This window comes from Rhodococcus sp. NKCM2511, assembly GCF_014905595.1.
Lineage (GTDB): Bacteria > Actinomycetota > Actinomycetes > Mycobacteriales > Mycobacteriaceae > Rhodococcoides > Rhodococcoides fascians.
On record NZ_BNHJ02000003.1, the window covers coordinates 1 to 21,044 of the forward strand.

At 63.3% G+C, this 21,044-nt stretch carries 19 protein-coding genes; 8 read left to right on the forward strand and 11 right to left on the reverse strand.

Annotated features, from left to right (window positions below; all coding sequences use genetic code 11):
• Positions 1–677, reverse strand: a 677-nt coding sequence (locus tag JLZ96_RS19405) for an IS30 family transposase (RefSeq protein ID WP_201011043.1), incomplete at its 3' end; no start/stop codon positions are given.
• A gap of 138 nt (positions 678–815) precedes the next feature.
• Positions 816–1,592: a DUF1206 domain-containing protein gene (locus tag JLZ96_RS19410; protein WP_201011044.1), complete on the reverse strand. Its 777-nt coding sequence runs from the start codon at positions 1,590–1,592 to the stop codon at positions 816–818.
• Positions 1,593–2,091: 499 nt separating this feature from the next.
• On the opposite strand from JLZ96_RS19410, the gene JLZ96_RS19415 reads away from it, so the two are divergent.
• The 5 genes from JLZ96_RS19415 (at position 2,092) to JLZ96_RS19435 (ending at position 6,887) form a co-directional block, all read left to right on the forward strand.
• On the forward strand, positions 2,092–3,747 hold the full coding sequence (locus tag JLZ96_RS19415; protein ID WP_027498456.1) for an FAD-dependent oxidoreductase: 1,656 nt from the start codon (positions 2,092–2,094) through the stop codon (positions 3,745–3,747).
• Positions 3,744–5,177 carry an ATP-binding protein gene (locus tag JLZ96_RS19420; protein WP_201011045.1) on the forward strand — a complete coding sequence of 478 codons (1,434 nt, stop codon included), beginning with the start codon at positions 3,744–3,746 and terminating at the stop codon, positions 5,175–5,177. Before JLZ96_RS19415 ends, JLZ96_RS19420 begins: the two co-directional genes overlap by 4 nt.
• Positions 5,174–5,518 carry a UBP-type zinc finger domain-containing protein gene (locus JLZ96_RS19425; protein WP_201011046.1) on the forward strand — a complete coding sequence of 115 codons (345 nt, stop codon included), beginning with the start codon at positions 5,174–5,176 and terminating at the stop codon, positions 5,516–5,518. The genes JLZ96_RS19420 and JLZ96_RS19425 overlap by 4 nt, the downstream gene beginning before the upstream one ends.
• An 80-nt stretch (positions 5,519–5,598) precedes the next feature.
• On the forward strand, positions 5,599–6,276 hold the full coding sequence (locus tag JLZ96_RS19430; RefSeq protein ID WP_057472695.1) for a GPP34 family phosphoprotein: 678 nt from the start codon (positions 5,599–5,601) through the stop codon (positions 6,274–6,276).
• A gap of 8 nt (positions 6,277–6,284) precedes the next feature.
• Complete coding sequence (locus JLZ96_RS19435; RefSeq protein WP_027498452.1) at positions 6,285–6,887, forward strand: DJ-1/PfpI family protein; 603 nt, start codon at positions 6,285–6,287, stop codon at positions 6,885–6,887.
• Here the strand turns inward: JLZ96_RS19435 and JLZ96_RS19440 are convergent.
• On the reverse strand, positions 6,867–7,214 hold the full coding sequence (locus JLZ96_RS19440) for a DoxX family protein (protein ID WP_032365408.1): 348 nt from the start codon (positions 7,212–7,214) through the stop codon (positions 6,867–6,869). The genes JLZ96_RS19435 and JLZ96_RS19440 overlap by 21 nt on opposite strands.
• A gap of 79 nt (positions 7,215–7,293) precedes the next feature.
• Here JLZ96_RS19440 and JLZ96_RS19445 point away from each other — a divergent pair, with 79 nt between their 5' ends.
• Positions 7,294–7,623: a helix-turn-helix domain-containing protein gene (locus JLZ96_RS19445; RefSeq protein WP_032365146.1), complete on the forward strand. Its 330-nt coding sequence runs from the start codon at positions 7,294–7,296 to the stop codon at positions 7,621–7,623.
• A gap of 50 nt (positions 7,624–7,673) precedes the next feature.
• Here the strand turns inward: JLZ96_RS19445 and JLZ96_RS19450 are convergent, their stop codons facing one another.
• Entirely contained in the window at positions 7,674–9,539 is a 1,866-nt protein-coding gene (locus JLZ96_RS19450; RefSeq protein ID WP_032365147.1) for a BCCT family transporter, read from the reverse strand.
• 289 nt (positions 9,540–9,828) lie between these two features.
• Between JLZ96_RS19450 and JLZ96_RS19455 the strand changes: the two genes are divergently transcribed.
• Positions 9,829–10,746 carry a serine/threonine-protein kinase gene (locus JLZ96_RS19455; protein WP_032390649.1) on the forward strand — a complete coding sequence of 306 codons (918 nt, stop codon included), beginning with the start codon at positions 9,829–9,831 and terminating at the stop codon, positions 10,744–10,746.
• A gap of 65 nt (positions 10,747–10,811) precedes the next feature.
• Here the strand turns inward: JLZ96_RS19455 and JLZ96_RS19460 are convergent, their stop codons facing one another.
• Positions 10,812–12,293 (reverse strand): amino acid permease, encoded by a 1,482-nt coding sequence (locus tag JLZ96_RS19460; protein WP_027498447.1) that lies wholly within the window; start codon positions 12,291–12,293, stop codon positions 10,812–10,814.
• A gap of 406 nt (positions 12,294–12,699) precedes the next feature.
• Between JLZ96_RS19460 and groL the strand changes: the two genes are divergently transcribed.
• Entirely contained in the window at positions 12,700–14,325 is a 1,626-nt protein-coding gene (gene groL / locus JLZ96_RS19465; RefSeq protein WP_008713461.1) for a chaperonin GroEL, read from the forward strand.
• Between the two features lie 70 nt (positions 14,326–14,395).
• On the opposite strand, the gene JLZ96_RS19470 is transcribed toward groL, so the two are convergent.
• The 6 genes from JLZ96_RS19470 to JLZ96_RS19495 are packed head-to-tail and all read right to left on the reverse strand — an operon-like array spanning position 14,396 to position 20,978.
• On the reverse strand, positions 14,396–15,079 hold the full coding sequence (locus JLZ96_RS19470) for an HAD family hydrolase (RefSeq protein WP_201011047.1): 684 nt from the start codon (positions 15,077–15,079) through the stop codon (positions 14,396–14,398).
• Between the two features lie 36 nt (positions 15,080–15,115).
• Positions 15,116–16,180 (reverse strand): LacI family DNA-binding transcriptional regulator, encoded by a 1,065-nt coding sequence (locus JLZ96_RS19475; protein ID WP_201011048.1) that lies wholly within the window; start codon positions 16,178–16,180, stop codon positions 15,116–15,118.
• Positions 16,181–16,190: 10 nt separating this feature from the next.
• Complete coding sequence (locus tag JLZ96_RS19480; protein ID WP_201011049.1) at positions 16,191–17,060, reverse strand: glycerophosphodiester phosphodiesterase family protein; 870 nt, start codon at positions 17,058–17,060, stop codon at positions 16,191–16,193.
• Complete coding sequence (locus tag JLZ96_RS19485) at positions 17,060–18,883, reverse strand: iron ABC transporter permease (protein ID WP_201011050.1); 1,824 nt, start codon at positions 18,881–18,883, stop codon at positions 17,060–17,062. The genes JLZ96_RS19480 and JLZ96_RS19485 overlap by 1 nt, the downstream gene beginning before the upstream one ends.
• Entirely contained in the window at positions 18,880–19,953 is a 1,074-nt protein-coding gene (locus JLZ96_RS19490; RefSeq protein WP_201011051.1) for an ABC transporter ATP-binding protein, read from the reverse strand. Before JLZ96_RS19490 ends, JLZ96_RS19485 begins: the two co-directional genes overlap by 4 nt.
• A complete protein-coding gene (locus tag JLZ96_RS19495) occupies positions 19,914–20,978 on the reverse strand; it encodes an extracellular solute-binding protein (protein WP_201011052.1) in 1,065 nt (354 codons plus the stop codon). The genes JLZ96_RS19490 and JLZ96_RS19495 overlap by 40 nt, the downstream gene beginning before the upstream one ends.
• Positions 20,979–21,044 lie beyond the last annotated feature (66 nt).

The window sequence follows — 21,044 nt, forward strand, 5'->3', positions numbered from 1 at the left end:
GCCGACCCGCCCTTGGTGCCGATGATCAGATCACCCTCCCAATGGCCGGGAACGTTGCGGTCGGCGACCTCGGCGGGGCGTTCGGAGATGTTGATCATCCCGCGGATTTTCGATCGCCGTTCGGTGGTGCGGCGATGCGCCAGCCGCACCGGCCGGCCCGTCCGAAGATGCCTGGTCAGCTCCTTGGTCAGGCCACCTTTGCTCTGAACGTAAAGGGTCTGATAAATCGTTTCGTGCGACACATGCATCTCCGGCGAGTGAGGAAATTCCTTCCTCAGTGTCGCCGAGATCTGCTCGGGCGAGTAGTCCAACTCGAGCAGCGCCTGCACCCGATCGCGCAGCAACGGCGTGAGCTCGAGCTTGCCCTTCTTCGGGCGTTTGGCTGCCTTTCGGGCATCACGCTCGGCCTGATGCGGCTTGTACTGTCCACGGAAGTACTTGTGCCGCTTGAGTTCTCGACTGATCGTCGACACCGCTCGCCCCAGGCATGTCGCGATCGCGGTCATCGTCCAGCCGTCCCGGACACCGTCGGCGATGAACTCGCGTTCCTCCAGCGAGAGGAAACGGCCCGTCGGCTCCGGTGTCGAGCGTGGACGCACACCACCACGTTCGTACACCCAGTTCCAGCCGCTGCCCTCGCTGATACCGACTGCGAGGGCAGCGTCCTTGATCGTCACGCCACTGCTACGCAAGTGACCAGAACGTCATCCGAACCTGATGTGAGAAACCCGGGTGAACCATCGCAAACATCCCTAATGATCAGGCACGTTGCAACCACCGCTCGAATCCGCCCGTAGCCCACTACGAACTTCCACTCACATGCGAGCGAAGCGAGCCAAGACGAATGCATACAGGCCGTACAACGCGATTCCCACGCCGGCGAGGATCAACAGAACCTGCCCGTACGGCTGGGCTCCCAGGGTCTTGACGGCACCGTCGATTCCGGTGGCCTTCGACGGGTCCGACTGCAGTACCGCTACGACGACGAGGATTCCCGCCCCCACGAGCGCCGTGCCCTTGGCCGCGTATCCGGCGATACCGAGTTTGACGACCGCTCCGCTCTGGCTGCCTTCGAGGTCGTCGAGGAAATTCTTCGAGACGCCTTTGTAGACGTGGTACCCGCCGACGCCGATGACGACCAGGGCGATGACGATCAGCACGAGCTTGCCGCCACCGGATTCCATCAGTCGCGCCGAGTAGCCGGCGTTCTGTTGTCCGCTGGACTTACCGGATCCGGTCGCGAAACCGTAGGTAGAGAATGCGAAGGCGATGTAGACGACGGCCAGCGCCGCCGCCTTGAGTCGATCCATCGCGCTGCCCTCGTCGGAATCGGACTTCTTGCCGACGATGGCCTCGACGATGCGCCACAGGGCCAGTGCCACGAACGCGACGACGGCAACCCAGAGCGCGATCTTGCCGCCGGGCTTCTCGGCCAGTTCGGCGAGTGCTCCGGACTGGTCGGCGTTACCGCCCTGACCGAACGCCAATCGGATGGCGATGTATCCGATCAGGATGTGCAGCACTCCGCTGACGAAGTGTCCGGCCCGGGCCGCCTTCTCGAATGCACCGTTGTCCTGAAACGAATTGGCCAATGATTTTCCTGTAGCCGATTTGCCTGTTCCCGAATGTCCCGACGTGGATTTTCCCGACGTGTTCACGAACGTTCCCCGATCAGTTGATGTGGGCCGATGTTTACCCCACGGAGTGCGGGGAGAAACGGTCTTTCGGCGCGAAACGCCGTACGAGATCCCAGCCCGGCGTTAACGCCGGGCGGACACTGATCGATGTAGCAAGCGGAGTGTCGGGACCAACGAAGAAATTGTTCGGAGTGATCCACCGTGAAATTACAGTCGATAATGCGTCGTACCAGCAGTGATCTGCCCCTGTTGAAGACCGCCAGGATGAGCGGCAGTCCGCGTACCTGGCCTGCCGAGAAGCTCGAGCGGCTGCTCACCCCGCAGGAGATCGATCTGATCAGGCGCGGCCGAATCTGACCCTGCTGTTCCCAGGCTCGACGCCGTCACTCACCTCCCATAGGGGGTCCGGTGGTGGCATGCTCATGAGGTTGACGAGCACCAGTCCTGGAGGGTCATGAAACCGGTCATTCTCAGCGTCGACGACGATCCCGGAGTATCGCGTTCGGTCGCCCGCGACCTGCGCCGCCGGTACGGCGAGCAGTACCGCATCGTGCGCGCGGAATCCGGTGCCGGGGCGCTCGATGCGCTCAAGGAGCTGACGTTGCGCGGCACTCCGGTCGCGATTCTGTTGGCCGACTACCGCATGCCGAACATGAGCGGCATGGAATTTCTCGAACAGGCCATGGATCTGTTCCCGACGGCGCGGCGAATCCTGCTCACCGCCTATGCCGACACCGACGCTGCGATCGACGCCATCAACGTCATCGATCTCGACTACTACCTGCTCAAGCCGTGGGATCCACCCGAGGAAAAGCTCTACCCCGTCCTCGACGCTCAGCTCGAAGCCTGGTGCGCGTACGACCACCGGGCCGTGGAGGACACCAAGATCGTCGGCCACCGCTGGTCTGCGCGGTCCTCGGAGATCAGGGAGTTTCTCGCACGAAATCAACTGCCGTACCGCTGGTACATGTCCGACGAATCCGAGGGCGCGCGTCTGTTGGCCGCGGCCGGAGTGGCAGACGACCGGCTCCCGGTGGTCATCACCACCGAAGGTGACGCGCTGATCGAGCCGTCCGATGCCGAACTCGGCAACCGCCTGGGGCTGACGGTCTCGCCGTCGGAAGAGTTCTACGACCTCGTCGTCATCGGCGGCGGCCCGGCCGGTCTCGGCGCTGCGCTCTACGGCGCGTCCGAGGGCCTGCGCACCACGTTGATCGAGCGCACCGCGACGGGCGGGCAGGCCGGGCAGAGTTCACGCATCGAGAACTACCTCGGCTTTCCCGACGGCGTCTCGGGTGCACAACTTGCGGAGCGGGCTCGGCGGCAGGCGCTGAAGTTCGGTGCCGAGGTGGTCACCACGCAGGACGTCGTGGCCTTGGAGACCAACGGCGCTGCGCGGACCGTGCGATTCGCCGACGGCCGCAGCATCAGTGCCCAGACGATCATCCTGTCCACCGGCGTCGCCTACCGCCGGTTGGAGGCCCCCGGAATCGACGACTTCACCGGCCGCGGGGTGTTCTACGGGTCGGCGATGACCGAGGCAGCTCGCTGCGCCGAGCAGGACGTCTTCATCGTCGGCGGCGCGAACTCGGCCGGCCAGGCAGCGGTCTATCTCTCGCGAGGCGCGAGGTCGGTGACGATCCTGATCCGCGCGGCGTCCCTCGAAGCATCGATGTCGTACTACCTCATCAAGCAGATCGAGGAGAACCCGAAGATCAGCGTTCGGCCGTGCACCGAGGTCGTCGGCGTCTCCGGTGACGGGCACCTGGAGCAGATCGTGCTGCACAACAGGGCAACCGACGAGACGACGACGGTGGACGCGCAGTACCTGTTCCTGTTCATCGGCGCGGCACCGCGTACCGATTGGCTCGACGGCGTGCTCGTGCGTGACGATCACGGATTCGTGGTGACGGGCCCCGATCTGGTGGTCGACGGCCGCGGTCCTGCCGGGTGGACACCCGCGCGGTTGCCGCATCACCTCGAGACGAGCGTGCCGGGAGTGTTCGCGGCCGGTGACGTCCGGTCGGACTCGGCCAAGCGGGTTGCCTCGGCAGTGGGAGAAGGAGCGATGGCCGTGATGTTGGTGCACAGATACCTGGCAAATCCGTGAACGCGCCCCTGTGCGATCCGGAGGAGTTGCGGACGCTGTTCTTGTTCGAGCAGCTCACCGACGCACAGCTCGCCGAGCTGTGTCGAGACGGCCGTATCGAAACGATCGAGCCGGGGCCGGTGTACGCGGAGGGCGACCCAGCGACGTGCTTCTACGTGTTGATCGAGGGCTCGGTGGTGCTCTCGAAGCTCTCGGGCGGGGAAGACCTGGTGGTCAATCGCACCTCGCAGCGTGGGGTGTATGCCGGTGCTTGGCAGGCGTATCTGGGTGATCGAGTGCCGCAGACCTATCAGGGTTCGATGCGGGTGACCGCGCGGTCCCGGTTCTTCGTCCTCGATGCCGACTGCTTCGCCTCGATCGTGCGCGAGTGGTTCCCGATGGCGTTGCATCTGCTCGAGGGATTGTTCTTCGGAAACCAGAACACCAAGCAGGTCGTCGAGCAGCGAGAACGCTTGTTGGCGTTGGGTTCTCTGTCGGCCGGGTTGACGCACGAGCTGAACAATCCGGCCGCGGCCGCGGTGCGGGCGACGTCCGCGTTGCGGAATCGGGTGGCGCACATGCGGCAGAAGCTGGCGATGATCGCCGGCGGGACTCTCGATCGCTCGAGTTTGTCGCATCTGGTCGGACTGCAGAACGAGGCCGTGGAACTGGTGGCCAAGGCTCCGAAGCTCACCGCAATGGAAGCGTCGGACCGGGAGGACGAGCTCGGAGAGTGGTTCGACGACAACGGAATCGACGGGGGATGGGATCTGGCCCCCACTTTCGTCTCGGCGGGTCTCGACGTGCCGTGGCTGGATCGGGTGTCGGCGACGGTGGGGGATCCGGCCATGCTCGAAGGGGCGATCAGGTGGCTCAACTACACGGTGGAAACCGAGTTGTTGATGAACGAGATCTCGGATTCGACCACTCGGATCTCCACTCTGGTCGGCGCGGCCAAGCAGTACTCGCAGATGGATCGAGCGCCCTACCAGACCGTCGACGTACGGGAACTGCTCGACAGCACGCTGATCATGTTGGGGCGCAAGATCGGTGACGATATCCGCGTGGTGAAGGAATACGACCCGTCGGTACCTCCCATTCCCGCGTATGCCGCCGAGCTCAATCAGGTATGGACCAATCTGATCGACAATGCGGTGCAGGCCATGGAGGGCCGCGGCACGCTCACCGTCCGCACACTTCTCGACGACGATCAGGTGCAGATCGAGGTGTGCGATACCGGACCCGGTGTGCCGGAGGATATTCGGTCGCGAATATTCGAGCCGTTCTTCACCACCAAGGCCGTCGGTGAGGGCACGGGGCTCGGTCTGGACATCTCGTGGCGGATCGTGGTGAAGAAACATCAGGGCGATCTGCGAGTGGTGTCCCAGCCGGGGGACACCCGATTCATCGTGCGACTGCCCGTTCATCCAGCAATCGAGGAGGCATTATGACAATCGACGGTATCGATCCGACAGTCCCGCCGTCCGGCCCGGGCTGCGTGGAGTGCACGCAGACGCAGGGGTGGTGGGTGCATCTGCGGCGATGTGCGCAGTGCGGGCACATCGGGTGCTGTGATTCGTCTCCGTCGCAGCACGCCAGCAAGCACGCCGAATCCACTCGGCACAAGTTCGTGCGCAGCTACGAGCCCGGTGAGGACTGGTTCTACAACTACGAGGACGAGCAGATGTACGACGGGCCCGAACTTGCTCCGCCGCAACATCATCCGCTCGATCAGACGGTTCCGGGCCCCCGTGAACGGGTGCCCTCGAATTGGCAGAGTCTGATCAACTGAGTGGGCTGGGCCGACTGAACAGTCGATTTCGCCCGGATGAACACCGCAAATCCAGCGCGCACTGTGGGTAATCTCGCAGCATGACCTTGATTGCGGAGGACCTGCTGCTGTTGTTGCTCGACGAAGAATCGGGCAAGCCATCGGCCGATTCCACCAAGTTGCCCCGTGTTCTCGCGGGTGCGCTGGTCGTCGAGCTCGCCCTGGGCGGGTCGCTCCGCATCACCGGTCCCGGTGAGCAGACCAAGAAGGACCACGTCGTCGTCGCGGGAGATCCGCCCGCAGACCCGTTGCTGCGCCGGGTGTTCGATCTGGTGGCAACGGCGTCGCGGCCGATGAAGCCGCAGAAGGTGATCGAGAAGTCGCAGAAGAATCTGGCGAAGGAACTGGCTGCGCGTCTGGTCGCGCAGGGCTTCGTCACCGAGAAGCAGGACAAGGTCTGGGGGCTGTTCCCGACGACGACGTGGCCGGCTCGCGACACCTCGCGGGAGAAGGTGCTGCGGGATGCACTGCGGAGCGCTCTCGTCGACGGCACGACGCCGACGCCGCATTCGGCTGCTCTGATCTCACTGATCTCGGCAGTCGATCTGACGCACAAGGTCATCGTCGATGCCGACAAGAAGGTGCTGAAGACGAGGGCCAAGCAGATCGCCGAGGGTGAGTGGGCGGGTGCAGCTGTCCGCAAAGCGGTCTCGGACGTCAATGCCGCGGTGACGGCAGCGATCATGGTGCCCGTCATCGTTTCGACCACGAGCAGCTGAGGGCGAAAATGAGAAGTATTGCGATTCTGTTGTTCGACGACGTCGAGGTGCTCGATGCCTGCGGGCCGTTCGAGGTGTTCTCGGTGGCCAATCGGGTGGCCCAACGTGCCGGTAGCGCGGTGCCTTTCGACGTGACGCTCGTCGGGCTCGACGACGCAGCGGTACGCGCGCGAGGTGGGATGAGGATCGGCGTCGACACCACGATCGACGATCCACGGACCTACGACCTCGTCCTGGTTCCCGGCGGTGTCGTCGACGCGGTCGAAGCGGACGGCCGAGTGCTTCAGTGGCTGCAGCGACTTCGACCCACCGCAGAAGTTGTCGCATCGGTGTGCACCGGTGCTTTCGTTCTCGCCGCGGCGGGCCTGCTCGATTCGCGTCCGGTCACCACGCACTGGGAGGACCTCGACCTGTTGCGCACCCGCTGGCCCGCGCTGGCCGTGCATGAGGGAGTTCGATACATCGACCACGGTGATCTGGCGACGTCGGCCGGTATCAGTGCAGGCCTGGACCTTGCGCTGCATCTGGTCGCGCGGTGGACGAGCGCCGATCAGGCTCTCGCCACCGCGGGCCAGATGGACTACGACTGGTCAGGCGCTGAGCACCCGTAGGACCAGGGCAACGACGGCGAACACGGCCAGGCCTGCCGCCGGACCGAATTCCTTGTCCTTGATGCGCAGGTGCGCGACGACTGCTCCGACGAAGTACGCGATGACGCCGATGGCTGCCGCGACCCCGATCGGCCATGCGAACAGGCCGACGAGCAGGCCGATGGCACCGAGGATCTCCGCGTAGGCCAACCACGGAATCTTGTCTGCGGGCACGCCCACCTGTTCGAGCATCGGGACGACGGAGGGGTTGCGCGTCAGCTTTCCGACGGCGGAGAACGTGAGTGCCACGGCCAGCAGCACCGACACGACGACTGTTGCGATGAACATGAGCCCTGCTTTCATTTCTGAGGCCACTAGTGAATCAGAAGTGGCAAGGCAGACAGTAGCACTTCGGTACGGTGGGGTCATGGCCGCGAACGAACCCACTCACGAACCTCGTGCCTGCGACGGAGCCCTGACCAAAGCGTTCGGCTTCCTCGGCAAGCGATGGAACGGAATTCTGCTGGCCACCCTGATGAACGGGTCGATGGGATTCGCGGACCTACGCCGGGCCGTCGGTGGTATCAGCGATTCGGTCCTGTCCGAGCGGCTCGGTGAGCTCGGCAAGGCCGGCCTGGTCCAGCGAACAGTGGACAACGGACCGCCGCTCTCGGTGCAGTACAGCCTGACGCCGTCCGGTGCGGCGCTGCTGCCGTCCCTGCAAGCACTGACCGACTGGGCTTCGAAAAACCTCTGACCCCCGCGAACAATGTCGCGAGGGCCAGAGATCGGTGGTTGAGAAGGTGCTCAGTCCGCGTTCTTGCTGACGTTCTGGCCTTCGGCCGAATCTGCGAACTCCTGGGTGTCGAACACTTCGCCGCCCAGGGGATCGACCGGTGCGTTGTCACCGGAGTACTCGACCGCACCCGTCTCGGGGTGAATCTCGAGTTGTTCGGTGGGCACCTCGTGCACCGCCAGCACGACGCTGCCGTCCGTGCGCGGCGGCGTCACCCCTTCTCGAGACGGTGCCAGGCCGGAGAATGTCGACGAAATTCCGGCACTCACTCGCTTGCGTACCGCCGGTGACACCGGTGCTGCCTGAGGCTCGTCCTGCCCCACATCGGGTGTCGCGGTGACGCGCAAGTACCGCGGGGTGGTGGCGACGTCGTAGCGGAAGGCCTTGAGCATCGATATGCATGCGAGCACAAGGATGATCGAGAACGGTACTGCCGTGGCTATCGACATCGTCTGCAGAGCCGTCAACGATCCTGTCCCGCCGATCAGGAGCAGCACCGTTGCTGCCACGCCTTCGAGAATCGACCAGTACACGCGGGTGATCTTCGGGGGCTCGAGGTCACCGCCGGTGGAGAGGATGTCGATGACCAACGAGCCGGAATCGGAGGAGGTCACGAAGAAGAACACGATGACGAAGATCGCCAGCACGCTACTGATCGTAGCCAACGGCAACGTGTCGAGCAGCTGAAACAGACTCGTGTTGGTGTCGACGGCACCGTCGACCAGCAGGTCACCGTTGTCCCGCTGACGCAGAATGCCGGCATCACCGAAGATCGTGAACCACAGCGAACCGATGATGGTCGGTGCCAGCAGCACTCCGAACACGAATTCGCGGATGGTACGGCCGCGTGAGATGCGGGCGATGAACATGCCGACGAACGGTGCCCAGCTCATCCACCAGCCCCAGTAGAAGATGGTCCAGGCACCGGCCCAGCCATCGTCGGAGAAGGGCGACGTGCGCAGCATCAACTCGGGCAACGCCTGGACGTAGCCGCCGAGGTTCTGCACCCAGGACTGCATGAGAAACAGGCTCGGTCCAGCGATCAGAACGAAGACGGCCAGCGCCGCGGCCATTCCCATGTTGATGTTCGAGAGCCATTTGAGCCCTCGTGAGACGCCGGATACGACAGAGAACGTGGCGAGGCCGGTGACGCCGGCGATGATGAGGACCGTCACCCAGTTGTTGGTGTCGACCCAACCCAGGTACTCGAGACCGGCCGAAATCTGCTGCACACCGAATCCGAGCGAGGTGGCCACACCGAACAACGTGCCGATGATGGCGACGGAGTCGATCGCATGGCCGATGCCGCCCTCGATGCGCTTGCGTCCCAGCAGCGGCTCGAGCAACCAGCGCACGGACAGTGGGCGTCCTTTGCGGTACGTCATGTAGGCCAGCCCGAGTCCGACCACGACGTAGATCGCCCAGGCGTGCAGACCCCAGTGGAACAGGGTCAGCTCCATCGCCTGACGGGCGGCCGGGTCGGTGCTGCCGGGAATGCCCCCGGCTTCGGGTGGCGTGACGTAGTGCGAGAGAGGTTCGGCGACGCCGTAGAACACCAGGCCGATACCCATGCCGGCGCTGAAGAGCATCGCGAACCAGGACAGGACGCCGAACTCCGGCTTCTCGTCGTCGCGGCCCAGGCGAATGTTGCCGACCCTACTGAGGCCGCAGTACAGCGCGAACACCACAAAACCGGTGGTGGCCAGGATGTACCACCAGCCGACGCCACTGGTGATGGCGTTGTTGAGCTTGTCGAACGCGTCGGCGGCAGTGCCGGCATAGATCACCGAGAAGGTGATCATCACAAAAATGACGATAGATGCGGGGACGAAAACCGGCTTGAGCAGGCCGCCCCACGCTTCCTTTACTGCTTTCACTTACTTGACTTCCTTACAACTCGAGTCGAGGTGATCGGCTGACCACTATCGGTATGCCGTTCTTTTTCCCTTGTTTTGGTCAAGTACCGGTAATCACCATAAACGACGTCGGCGCGGGCGGCGAAACGTGACCGAGCCGGTGAGCTGGGGAGACAGGCCCGCGTCGAAAGTCTGCCGAGTCGCCGCGAGCACCCGAACGGACTACAGTTCTGTCGATGTTGCGGTCTCGCCCGGTCGTCCCCTTGTGGAGTCGATGTGCCGCGAGTAGCACTGCTGCACAGGAGATTCCGTGAATCCCGGCCAGCTGCAGCCGGGTGCGGAGTTCGCCGGCTTCCGGGTGCAGCGTCGCCTCGGGGTCGGCGGCATGAGTGAGGTGTACCTCGTACTCGGCCGCGGACACGATCGGCTCGAAGCTCTGAAGATCCTCGACCGCGACGCCTCGCGCTCGCCGCGACTGCGCACCAAATTTCGGACCGAGGCCACGGTGGCCGAGCTGCTGGTGCATCCGAACATCGTGTCGGTGCACGAACACGGTGAGTTCGAGGGCCAGTTGTGGATGTCGATGCACTACGTCGACGGGTACAGCGCGGCGCGGTTGGTCGCTCGCGGTCAGATCGCTCTCGACGTCTCCCGCGTGGCACGCATCGTCGCCGAGGTGGCCAAGGGCCTCGACTACGCCCACTCGAACGGCGTCCTGCACCGCGACGTCAAGCCGTCGAACATCCTCATCTCCACCGAGCGGGTGGACGGGTACGAGCAGGTGTTGTTGTCCGACTGGGGAATTGCGCGTCTGGTCGACGACTCGACGCCGCTGGTCGTCGGCGGAACTGTACTGGCGTCCATCCACTACGCGGCACCGGAACTGCTTCGCGGGGGAGTGCTGAGCGCGCAGACCGACGTCTACGCATTGGGGGCGACGCTGGTCGAATTGCTGACCGGGCGAACGCCGTACCCGTTGGCCACGCCGCTCGCGATCACGGCCGCCCATCTGTCGGCCGAACCGCCTGCGGTGACGAGGCGTCGGCGATCACTGCCGCGGGGTCTCGACGCGGTGGTCGCACGCGCGTTGGCCAAGGACCCGGCAGATCGATTCCAGACCTGCGTGGAGCTTGCCGATGCCGTGGCTGCTGCTGTTTCTGCCGGAGTGCCGGAGCCGCCGGCGCGACGCTCACCGTTCACCCGCTCGCGATGGCTCAGGTTTTCGTGACTCCATGAGCAGGGCCCCGCATCGGGTCGATGCGGGGCCCTGGCTCGAGAGGGGGTTGGGAAGGGTCACTCCTCCGGTTCGGTCGGACGGTTGGCCACCACCGGGTACTGGCCGGTGTAGCCCATTCGTTCTTCGGCCACCGAGAGCACCTTGGTGCGCACCAGGAACCAGCCGCCGATCAGTGCGGGGATGATGACGACGAGGGTCGCGATGGTCCACGAGCCGATCGGGGCATCGAAGGCCATCAGGACCAGCACGCCGAACAGGAAGACCAGCGTCGCGTAGCTCGTGTACGGCGCACCGAACAGACGGAACTTGGGCCGCTTCAGGATGCCCTTCTTGGACCAGCGGTACAGCTGGATCTGGCACAGCACGATGGTTGCCCAGCTGGCGATGATGCCCAGTGCGGACATGTTCAGCACGATCTCGAACGCTTCGCCCGGGGCGATGGCGTTGAGGGCGACACCGAACAGTGTGATGAAGCAGGTCAGCAGAATGCCGCCGAACGGTACTCCGCCCTTGGTCATCTTCTTGGTGAATTCCGGTGCGCTGCCGTTCATCGCCATCGACCGCAGAATTCGGCCGGTCGAGTAGAGACCGGCGTTGAGGCTGGACAGCGCCGCGGTGAGCACCACGATGTTCATGATGGTGCCCGCGCCGCCGAGGCCGATGCTCGAGAAGAACGTCACGAACGGCGAGGTACCGGCCTGATATGCGGTGTACGGCAACAGTAGTGCGAGCAGTACCAGCGAGCCGACGTAGAACAGTGCGATACGGGCAATGACCGAGTTGATCGCCCGCGGCATGATCTTCTCCGGGTTCTCGGTCTCGCCGGCCGCGGTCCCCACCAGTTCCACTGCGGCATAAGCGAACACGACACCCGAGATGACGATGACCAGGGGCCACGCGCCGGACGGGAACAGGCCGCCGTTGTCGGTGATCAAGCTGATTCCGGGCATCTCGGAACCGACGGGGATGCGGCCGGCCAAGAAGACGATGCCGACGATCAAGAAGGTCACCAGCGCGATGACCTTGATCATGGCCGCCCAGAACTCCATTTCACCGAACCACTTGACCGACACCAGGTTCAGGCTCATCACCAGAACCAGTGCGACCAGCGCGATGGCCCACTGCGGAATCACCTCGAAACTTCCCCAGTAATGCATGTAGGTCGCGATGGCCGTGACGTCGACGATGGCCGTCATCGCCCAGTTGAGGAAGTACATCCACCCGGCGACGAATGCGGCCTTCTCGCCGAAGAACTCGCGAGCGTACGAGACGAAGCTGCCCGACGACGGGCGGTGCAACACCAATTCGCCGAGGGCGCGGAGAATGAAGAAGACGAAAATTCCACAGAGGGCGTAGGCGAGGAACAGGCCAGGCCCGGCACTGGCGAGGCGTCCGCCTGCGCCGAGGAAAAGGCCGGTGCCGATTGCGCCACCGATCGCGATCATCTGCAACTGTCGAGGTTTGAGGCCCTTGTGGTAGCCCTCTTCCTCGTGGTCCATCGCCGAGTTGTCGTACGACGTGTCGACCGTATCGGACATATTCGATCCTCACTGTCGCTTTTGCGGGGGTTTGTCCGAATTTTTCGGGTGTCGAAACCGTTGTCGCTCAACGGTATTAGCGTCACGGGTCCGATGCACAGTATTCGGATGTTAACAATGCGTACAGGTGTGAACAGTGTGTGACGGATACCGGCTCGGCCGAGCATCTGCTCGGCACCTGCGTCCCGCGGTGGCGTCGAGCATGGGGGGTGCGGCGGTTCGCCGGCGGCGGACGACCTTGCACTCACCATGGGCGAGTGCTAGAAATGCAGTTGGCACTCTCGACACGTGAGTGCCAGGTCGGGACACGGTGAGGCCGGGGAATCAACGACACCCCTGGTCGTCCGTCGCGGGCACCGAGCTCGGCCAGCAATGTGTCACCCCCAATCCGGAGGATCACTTCGCAATGGCCAAGATCATCGCGTTCGACGAAGAGGCACGCCGTGGCCTCGAGCGAGGCCTCAATGCCCTCGCCGACGCAGTAAAGGTGACGTTGGGCCCCAAGGGTCGCAACGTCGTACTCGAGAAGAAGTGGGGAGCTCCCACGATCACCAACGATGGTGTTTCCATCGCCAAGGAGATCGAGCTCGAAGATCCCTACGAGAAGATCGGTGCCGAGCTCGTCAAGGAGGTCGCCAAGAAGACCGACGACGTCGCAGGCGACGGCACCACCACCGCTACCGTTCTCGCTCAGGCACTCGTCCGTGAAGGCCTGCGCAACGTCGCAGCCGGCGCGAACCCGCTCGGCCTCAAGCGCGGCATCGAGAAGGCTGTTGCAGCCGTCACCGAGTCGCTGCTCGCGTCCGCCAAGGAGATCGACACCAAGGAGCAGATCGCTGCTACCGCTGGCATCTCCGCAGGCGACCCGTCCATCGGCGAGCTCATCGCCGAGGCAATGGACAAGGTCGGCAAGGAAGGCGTCATCACGGTCGAGGAGTCCAACACCTTCGGCCTGCAGCTCGAGCTCACCGAGGGCATGCGCTTCGACAAGGGCTACATCTCGGCGTACTTCGCCACCGATGCAGAGCGTCAGGAAGCCGTCCTCGAAGACGCGTACATCCTGCTCGTCAGCTCCAAGATCAGCACCGTCAAGGACCTGCTGCCGCTGCTGGAGAAGGTCATCCAGTCCGGCAAGCCGCTCGTCATCATCGCCGAGGACGTCGAGGGCGAAGCTCTCTCCACCCTCGTGGTGAACAAGATCCGTGGCACCTTCAAGTCCGTCGCCGTCAAGGCTCCCGGATTCGGTGACCGTCGCAAGGCGCAGCTCGCCGACATCGCCATCCTCACCGGTGGCGAGGTCATCAGCGAAGAGGTCGGCCTCTCCCTGGAGACCGCCGGACTCGAGCTGCTCGGTCAGGCACGCAAGGTCGTCATCACCAAGGACGAGACCACCATCGTCGAGGGCTCGGGAGATTCCGACGCCATCGCCGGTCGCGTCAACCAGATCCGCGCCGAGATCGAGAACTCCGATTCCGACTACGACCGCGAGAAGCTGCAGGAGCGCCTGGCCAAGCTGGCCGGTGGCGTTGCAGTCATCAAGGCCGGAGCGGCAACCGAGGTCGAGCTCAAGGAGCGCAAGCACCGCATCGAAGATGCCGTGCGTAACGCCAAGGCAGCCGTCGAAGAAGGCATCGTCGCCGGTGGCGGCGTGGCACTGCTCCAGGCAGCGCCCGCACTCGACAACCTCAAGCTCGACGGTGACGAGGCAACCGGCGTGAACATCGTTCGCGTCGCACTGTCCGCCCCGCTCAAGCAGATCGCATTCAACGCAGGCCTCGAGCCCGGCGTTGTTGCGGACAAGGTCTCCAACCTGCCCGCAGGTCACGGCCTCAACGCCGCGACCAACGAGTACGAGGACCTGCTCGCTGCAGGCATCAACGACCCGGTCAAGGTCACCCGCTCGGCACTGCAGAACGCAGCGTCCATCGCGGCTCTGTTCCTCACCACCGAGGCCGTCGTCGCCGACAAGCCCGAGAAGGCCGGAGCGCCCGCTGGCGATCCGACCGGTGGCATGGGCGGCATGGACTTCTGAGTCCCGTCTTGCACTGAAGAAGCCCGGCACCTTTCGAGGTGCCGGGCTTCTTCGTGTTCGAACCGCGGCGTCAGACTTCGATGTGGTGTTTTGCCAGTGCGTTCGCAAGACCGTCGGACCGCAGGCCTGTCGGAAGCGACTCCACGAGCGAGACGGCGCAACCGACCGACGCTGCTGCGCCGTCTGTCCCGGGACTGTCTCCGATCATCAAGGTCGTTTCCGGTCGTCCTCCGATTCGTTCGATCGCCGCGGTGAACGCGGTCGGATCGGGCTTGCCTGCGCCGAGTTCGTAGGACAGGACGAAGCTCTCGATCCACCGATCCCAGCCGCGCGATGCGAACGCGGGACGGATATCGAACGAGATATTGCTCAGCACCGCGACCGGAATTCCTGCGGTGCAGAGTTTTTCGAGTACTGCACCGGTGTCGGGGTACGGCGTCCACCGAAGAGGATCGACGAGGAGGTCGAGCATCGGTAGCACGTCGACTCCCGAGGATGCGTCGAATCTTTCGAGGATCTCGGTGTAAACACTGCGATGCATGGACGGGTCGAGGTCGCGGAGCTCCCACGCTCGGTGGTCTTTGTCGTTCAACGGCACGGGAGGACCTGCGGGTTCGGTCAGCCAGCTCACGACGGTGTCGAGTTCGTCGGGACTGAGATCAGGGATGTTCCAGTCGGACGTCGGTTCGAGGCGGAACAGTGTTCCCGAGAAGTCGAAGACGACGGACTCGATCGGGGTACGGATTTCGGTCATTGATGTGCGGCCTTTCGGATACGGAGATCAGTGCCATCACGAGGTACGGCTGGGGGCGGACAGGCTGGTGCCCGGGACGAAGGTGCCGCGAATGACCTCGTGTCGAACCGGGACCGAAGCGCGGTCGTGGAGCAGTTCGGCCATCAACTGCACGGCGCGCTCGGCAACCTGTTTCACCGACAGTCGCACTGTCGCCAGACCGATGAGTTCGATGCCCATGGCGGCGCCGTCCAGGCCGGTGACCGAGAGGTCTCGTGGAACGTCGAGGCCTTCTGCACGCGCACGTTCGAGGCAGGACACAGCGCGTGCGTCGTTCGGAAACATGGCGGCGGTGATGTCATGGCTGCGAGCCAATGTCATGACGTCGTCGAGCCGATCGTGGGTCGATCCGAAAACGTCTGCCGTCAAGCGGCGTACACGCACTCCCCGCCCGTCGAGGTGCGCGGCGATGGCCGTGCCGCGCCGGTTCTCGTTGACCGACAGCATGCGCGAGGGGATGACAACGGCAACGTCTCGGTGCCCGTTCGACGCGACCTGATCGGCGATGATCGCGCCGTTGGTGTCCTCGTCGTTGGACACGGCATGAATGGCGGGATGATCCTCCACCCTGCCTACCGAAATCACGGGTACAGATGCGAGAAACGGCTCGAGGTCGTGGGCGGACACCACCCCGGTAGCGACCATGAGGCCGCTGACGCGCATCCCCAGCATTCGGTGCAGCGCAAGCAATTCACTGTCGGCCCGCTCACCTACGGCAGGGCTCGTGGTGATCAGCTGCAGGTTGCGTCTAGCGACTGCAGTCTGCAACTCCGCATGCAGCAATCCGTAGGCCGGGTTCGCCGGATCTCGCAGCATCAGACCGATGAGGCCCGACGCCTTGCCGGCCAGCCCCTGCGCATTCATATTCGGCACGTAGCTCAATTCCCGGACCGCGCGATGCACTCGCTCTCGGGTTTCCTCGGAGACGGGTGCCGTGCCGGTCAGCACCCGCGAGACCGTGGCGCGCGAGACTCCCGCGAGACGAGCTACGTCGTCCATTTTCACGCCGAGCGTCGAACTGCCGTTTCGGGAATCGGGCTTGCCCGCGTTCTTGTCGCTCACTCCGCGGACATTACTGCGACCGCGATGGCGAGTCGTACGTCGCGGTCGAACGAAGATGGCCGATGAGCAGGCCCGGCCAATCGGTCTGAATGATGTCGGGATCGAGTGCGGTCAGCCGGTCCCACCCGAACTCCGGGCCGCGGAGTATCGATGTCTCGTCGTCCCACCCACAGAACAAGTGGTCCCGACTGCGCATGGTCAACGCGCTCAGGAACACCAGCTTGCCCTGCGCGTGCAGCCATTCGGTGTAGTCGGGCGTCGCAAATTCGTGACCGGGCCGATCCGCGATCAATTCGATTCCAATGGTGTTGACGTCATCTCGGGCGAGTACCTGGAGCACCTCTTCGTGGGTGCGCGCTATGGGGGCGAGGCTGTACTTGACGGGATGTGCCGCCAACGTGTCGAGCCAGACGGTCTCGACCGGACATTTCAGTAGCACTCGACCGTCGATTGCGAACCGGTCCAGGTAGGGCAGGAGCGTATCCCAGAACCACCACGACCGATCGACGTTGAACAGGGTGTCGGGGTGGTTGTTCAAGACGTCGGCAAGCGCTGTGACCCCGTACGGTTCGTCGGAATTCCACCGGTAACGCAGCGCCCGAATCTGCTCGGCCGTCAGTGTGCCGATCTTGTCCTCGAAGCCGAAATGGAGGGCCTCGTACCCGTCGTGAAACAGGAAGAACTCGCCGTCGGTCGATCGCACGACGTCGAATTCGACCATGTCTGCGCCCTGCCGGACCGCAGCGACAACAGCTGCCTGGGTATTCTCGGCGATCGACCCGAGTCCCGTTCCCCGGTGCACCGCGACGAGTGGACGCCGAAGGGCGAGTGCGGTGTTGATAGTGGCGTTCTCCTGGGCGTACTGCGGTGAACCGAACATCATTTCTCCTGTATTGCGCCGGACAACACTGGTGCTGCGACGGTGGTCACGAGCGTCCGCGTCGGGGTGTGGGTAGTGCCTTCGGGTTCGAGAGCCTGTGCGCGACGGTGTCTTTCGCTACCACGGGAGTGGCTCGTTCTTCCGTACACCAGATACATCGTCGTTCCTGTGATCACCATCAGAATGACGGTGTAGACGAAGGTCAGGGCGGTGGCGTCGTTGAGTGTTTCCGAGGTCGTCGCGTTCTTGATCACGATGCCGAGCGGCTGATAAAGCGGGTGAGACAGGAAGACGGCCATGTCGTAGTCGTCGAGCAGGCTGTTGAAATTCAGTGCGGCGACGGCAGCCGCAGTGGGTGCGACGATGGGAAACAGCACACGGCGAAACGTGGTGAACGTACTCGCGCCGAGGATTGCCGCCGCTTCCTCGAGCTGATCGGGCACCGACGCGTACGCCGCCTGCAATACCCGCATGGTGAACGGGATCTTCACGATCACGTACGCGATTGCGAGGATCGACACTGTCCCGGTGAGCACTGCGTTGCCGACCATCCATTCGCTGTGGTCGAACGCAATGATCAGTCCGAGCGCGATCATGGTGGACGGCAGAATCCAGGGAATGAGCAGCAGGTACTGAATCGCGCTGGTGATCGGATTTCGATAGCGCTGCACGATCCGCGCTACGAACAGCATTCCGAAGACCACGACGGCCGTGGCTGCGGCGCTGTAACCGATGCTGACGAGCAATGGCCACAGGTGGGTGTAGTCGGTGAACACCTGCGCGTAGTTGCTCAGCGTGAAGCTGTCCCACGACAGGCTGGCACTTTGGATCGCGGCGGAGTCGGTGAACGAGAATATGATGATCAGCAGAGGCGGCAGTGTGTACACGGCGAACAGCACGTAAGCCACCGCATGCACGATCGCGTTGACCACCGGATTTTCGATCTTCTGCTTTTTCATCGTGGCAGGTACTTTCGAGACAGAGAAGTACGTCCCCCCTTTTTCCAGCTTGTTCATCACCATCAGCAGCACGATTGTGGCAAGGCCGAGGACGATGGCGAGCGTAGCCGCAAGATCACGCGAACTCGGAGCGCTGGCGAACGCGAGAATCAAGGGCGTAATCGTCTGAAAGTCCTGACCGCCCAGCACCTGTGGTGCTGCCAGTGCGCCGAGACCGCCCAGAAAGGTGAGGATGGTGATGGCAAAGATCATCGGCCGCAGCGTCGGTAGAACTACAGATCGCAGTACGGACCAATTGGACGCGCCCATCATTTTCGCGGCCTCGATGGTCGAGAAGTCGACCTTCGCCATGGCGCTGCTCAAGAAGAGTAGGTGATAACCGGTGGAGGCGAACGTCATCACGAACGCGACAGCAAACATTCCGCTGAACCAGCCGGCATCGAGACCGGGCCACAGTCGCCGGACGGCGGTGGTGACGATTCCGTTCTGTCCGTAGATGAACTTGTAGCCGGCGACGAGAACGATGCCACCGTAGATCAGCGTCGTGGCATAGCCGATGGAAAGAATCCTCGAGCCGCGGATATCGAAATAGCGGGTCACCAGCACGATGAAGATGCCCACTGCGTTGACGGTGACCGACAATACGATCGCCAGCAGAAGGCTGTTGCGCAATGACGCCATTGCTCGATCCGAGGACGAAAGACGTTCGATTGCAATGAAACTCAGATTTCCGCCGGGGAGAAAGACTTGGCCGAGCATGCGCAGATTCGGATAGATCAGAAACGCTCCGATGAACCAGAGCAGCGCGGCCCAGACAATCAAGAACAGCGGTGAACGGAGGAGTTGCCCGGCAGATCTGTTCATGCCGCGTCCTCGTACTGAAGGACGTCGCGAGCATCGACGTCGATGTCCACCACGTCACCCTTGTCGAAAACGCGGCCGGCGCTTTCCGGAACGATGCTGCGCAACGGTCCACCGGCCGTATCGATGTGGTACGAGCTGTACAGCCCGTGGTAACTCCGAGAACGGATTTCGCCTCGCATCGTCTCGTGCAACAGGCGTGCCTCCGACGCGGGGGTGAGAGCGACTTTCTCGACGCGGACGTAGCTGGGCTTGCTCGGGTCGAGATGTTGCGCACCGCCGGCGCGAAGAGCATCGATCATGTCGGTACTCAACCGGTTCGACTCACCGACGAAGTTGCAGACGAATTCGGTGGAGGACCGCGTGTAGACCTGGTTCGGGGTGCCCACCTGTTCGATGCGTCCGCCGTTCATGACTGCGATGCGGTCGCTGAGGGCCAAGGCTTCGTCCTGATCGTGGGTGACATAAACCGTGGTGATGCCGAATTGCGTCTGTAGTTCCTTGAGTTGGCCGCGCAACTGTCCGCGGAGCTTCGCGTCGAGGTTCGAGAGCGGTTCGTCGAGCAGCAGAATGCGTGGGCGCAGCACCAAAGCACGCGCAATGGCGACGCGTTGTTGTTGTCCGCCAGACAGTTCGGCGATGCCCTTGTCCAGGATGGCCTCACTCAGGTCGACGTCGCGAGCAATGGAACGGACACGCTCGTCCCGCTCCGACGCCGATACCCCGGTTGCCTTCAGGCCGAAGGCCATGTTGTCGCGGACGGAGAGGGAGGGGAACAATGCGTAGTTCTGGAACACCATCCCGATCTGGCGTCGGTGACTGGGCAAGTGGGTCACGTTCTGACCGGCAACGTGCACCTCACCCGAATGCGGCGTGACGAATCCCGCAAGGGTGCGCAACGCCGTCGACTTCCCACATCCAGACGGGCCGAGCAGCGTGAAGAATTCACCTTCTTCGACCGTGAGATCGTATTCCGGCAGTACCGTGACGTCGCCGTAGCGGACGACGACCTTGTCGAACGTGATCACCGCCGTCAGCCCTTCGAGTATTCGAGCTCGATTTTCTCGATCCACTTGTCGATGTTCCGCGCGACGAGGTCCCAATCGATGTCTTGAACGGTGAACGAGTCCGTCTGTGCGATTGCGTCCTGGTCGGCAGTGGCCAGCGCCATTCTGTTGGTCGGGGCAGTGAAGAACTTGTTGGACCAGGCGGCCTGAACGTCGGCGGATCCGAACCAGTCGATGAACCGTTTCGCTTCCTCTGTCTTCTTGGTCCCCTTCACCAGCGCGACCTGCTGGACCGCGTAGGGGACACCTATCGCGGGCTCGACAGCCTCGGATTCGATGTCGTACTGAGCTTCGCGAGCGGGTTTGCCTGCCAACCACATCTGTCCGGCGTCGACCTCACCACTCTTCATGCGTGCATAGAGATCGGTACCCGGGACCGAGGGATTCCCCTTCGCGAAGTACGACTCAATCTGTGACCAGCCCTCGGCGCTCACACCGAGCTCGCCTTCTGGGTCTGGATAGCGAGCCAGGATTCCGGCGATGACCATTTGGGTGGTCGCGCCGCCGAGAGTCGTCTGCACCTCGTAGCGGTTCTCGAACTGGGGCTTGGTCCAGAGATCGGACCAGTCCTGCGGGGCGTCTGCCGCACTGGGGTACGCGGCTTTGTTGTAGACGAGCATGACCGGCTCGCGCACGATCGGCCAGAACAGATCGGTGTCCGCGTCGCCCAATGACGCGTCGACATCGTCGGACCATGCCGGCGTGTAGGGCTCGAGAACGTCCTGCGCTTTGAGCTTCTCGAAGTACACGTTGTTCAGTCCGAAGGTGACGTCCGCGAGCGGATTGTTCTTCTCTGCGGTCAGCCGGTTCATCACGTCTCCGCCGCCCAGATCCACGAAGTTCAAGGTGAAGCCGGCTGCCTTTGCTTGTTCTGACAGCCACTCGCCACGCCCATCGCCGACCGAGTTGCTGTAGATCACCAGCGATTCGCCCTGTTCGCTGTCGGTTTTGTCGCTCGGTGGGGCACATGCGCCGGTCAGAAGCGTTGCCGTGACGATCAATCCCGTGAACAGTTTTTTCGTGTGGTTCATCTCGGTCTTTCAAGTCGTGCGCCAGTGAACGCGCTTTCATCGTGTTTCTGAAGCTTGACGGCGCAA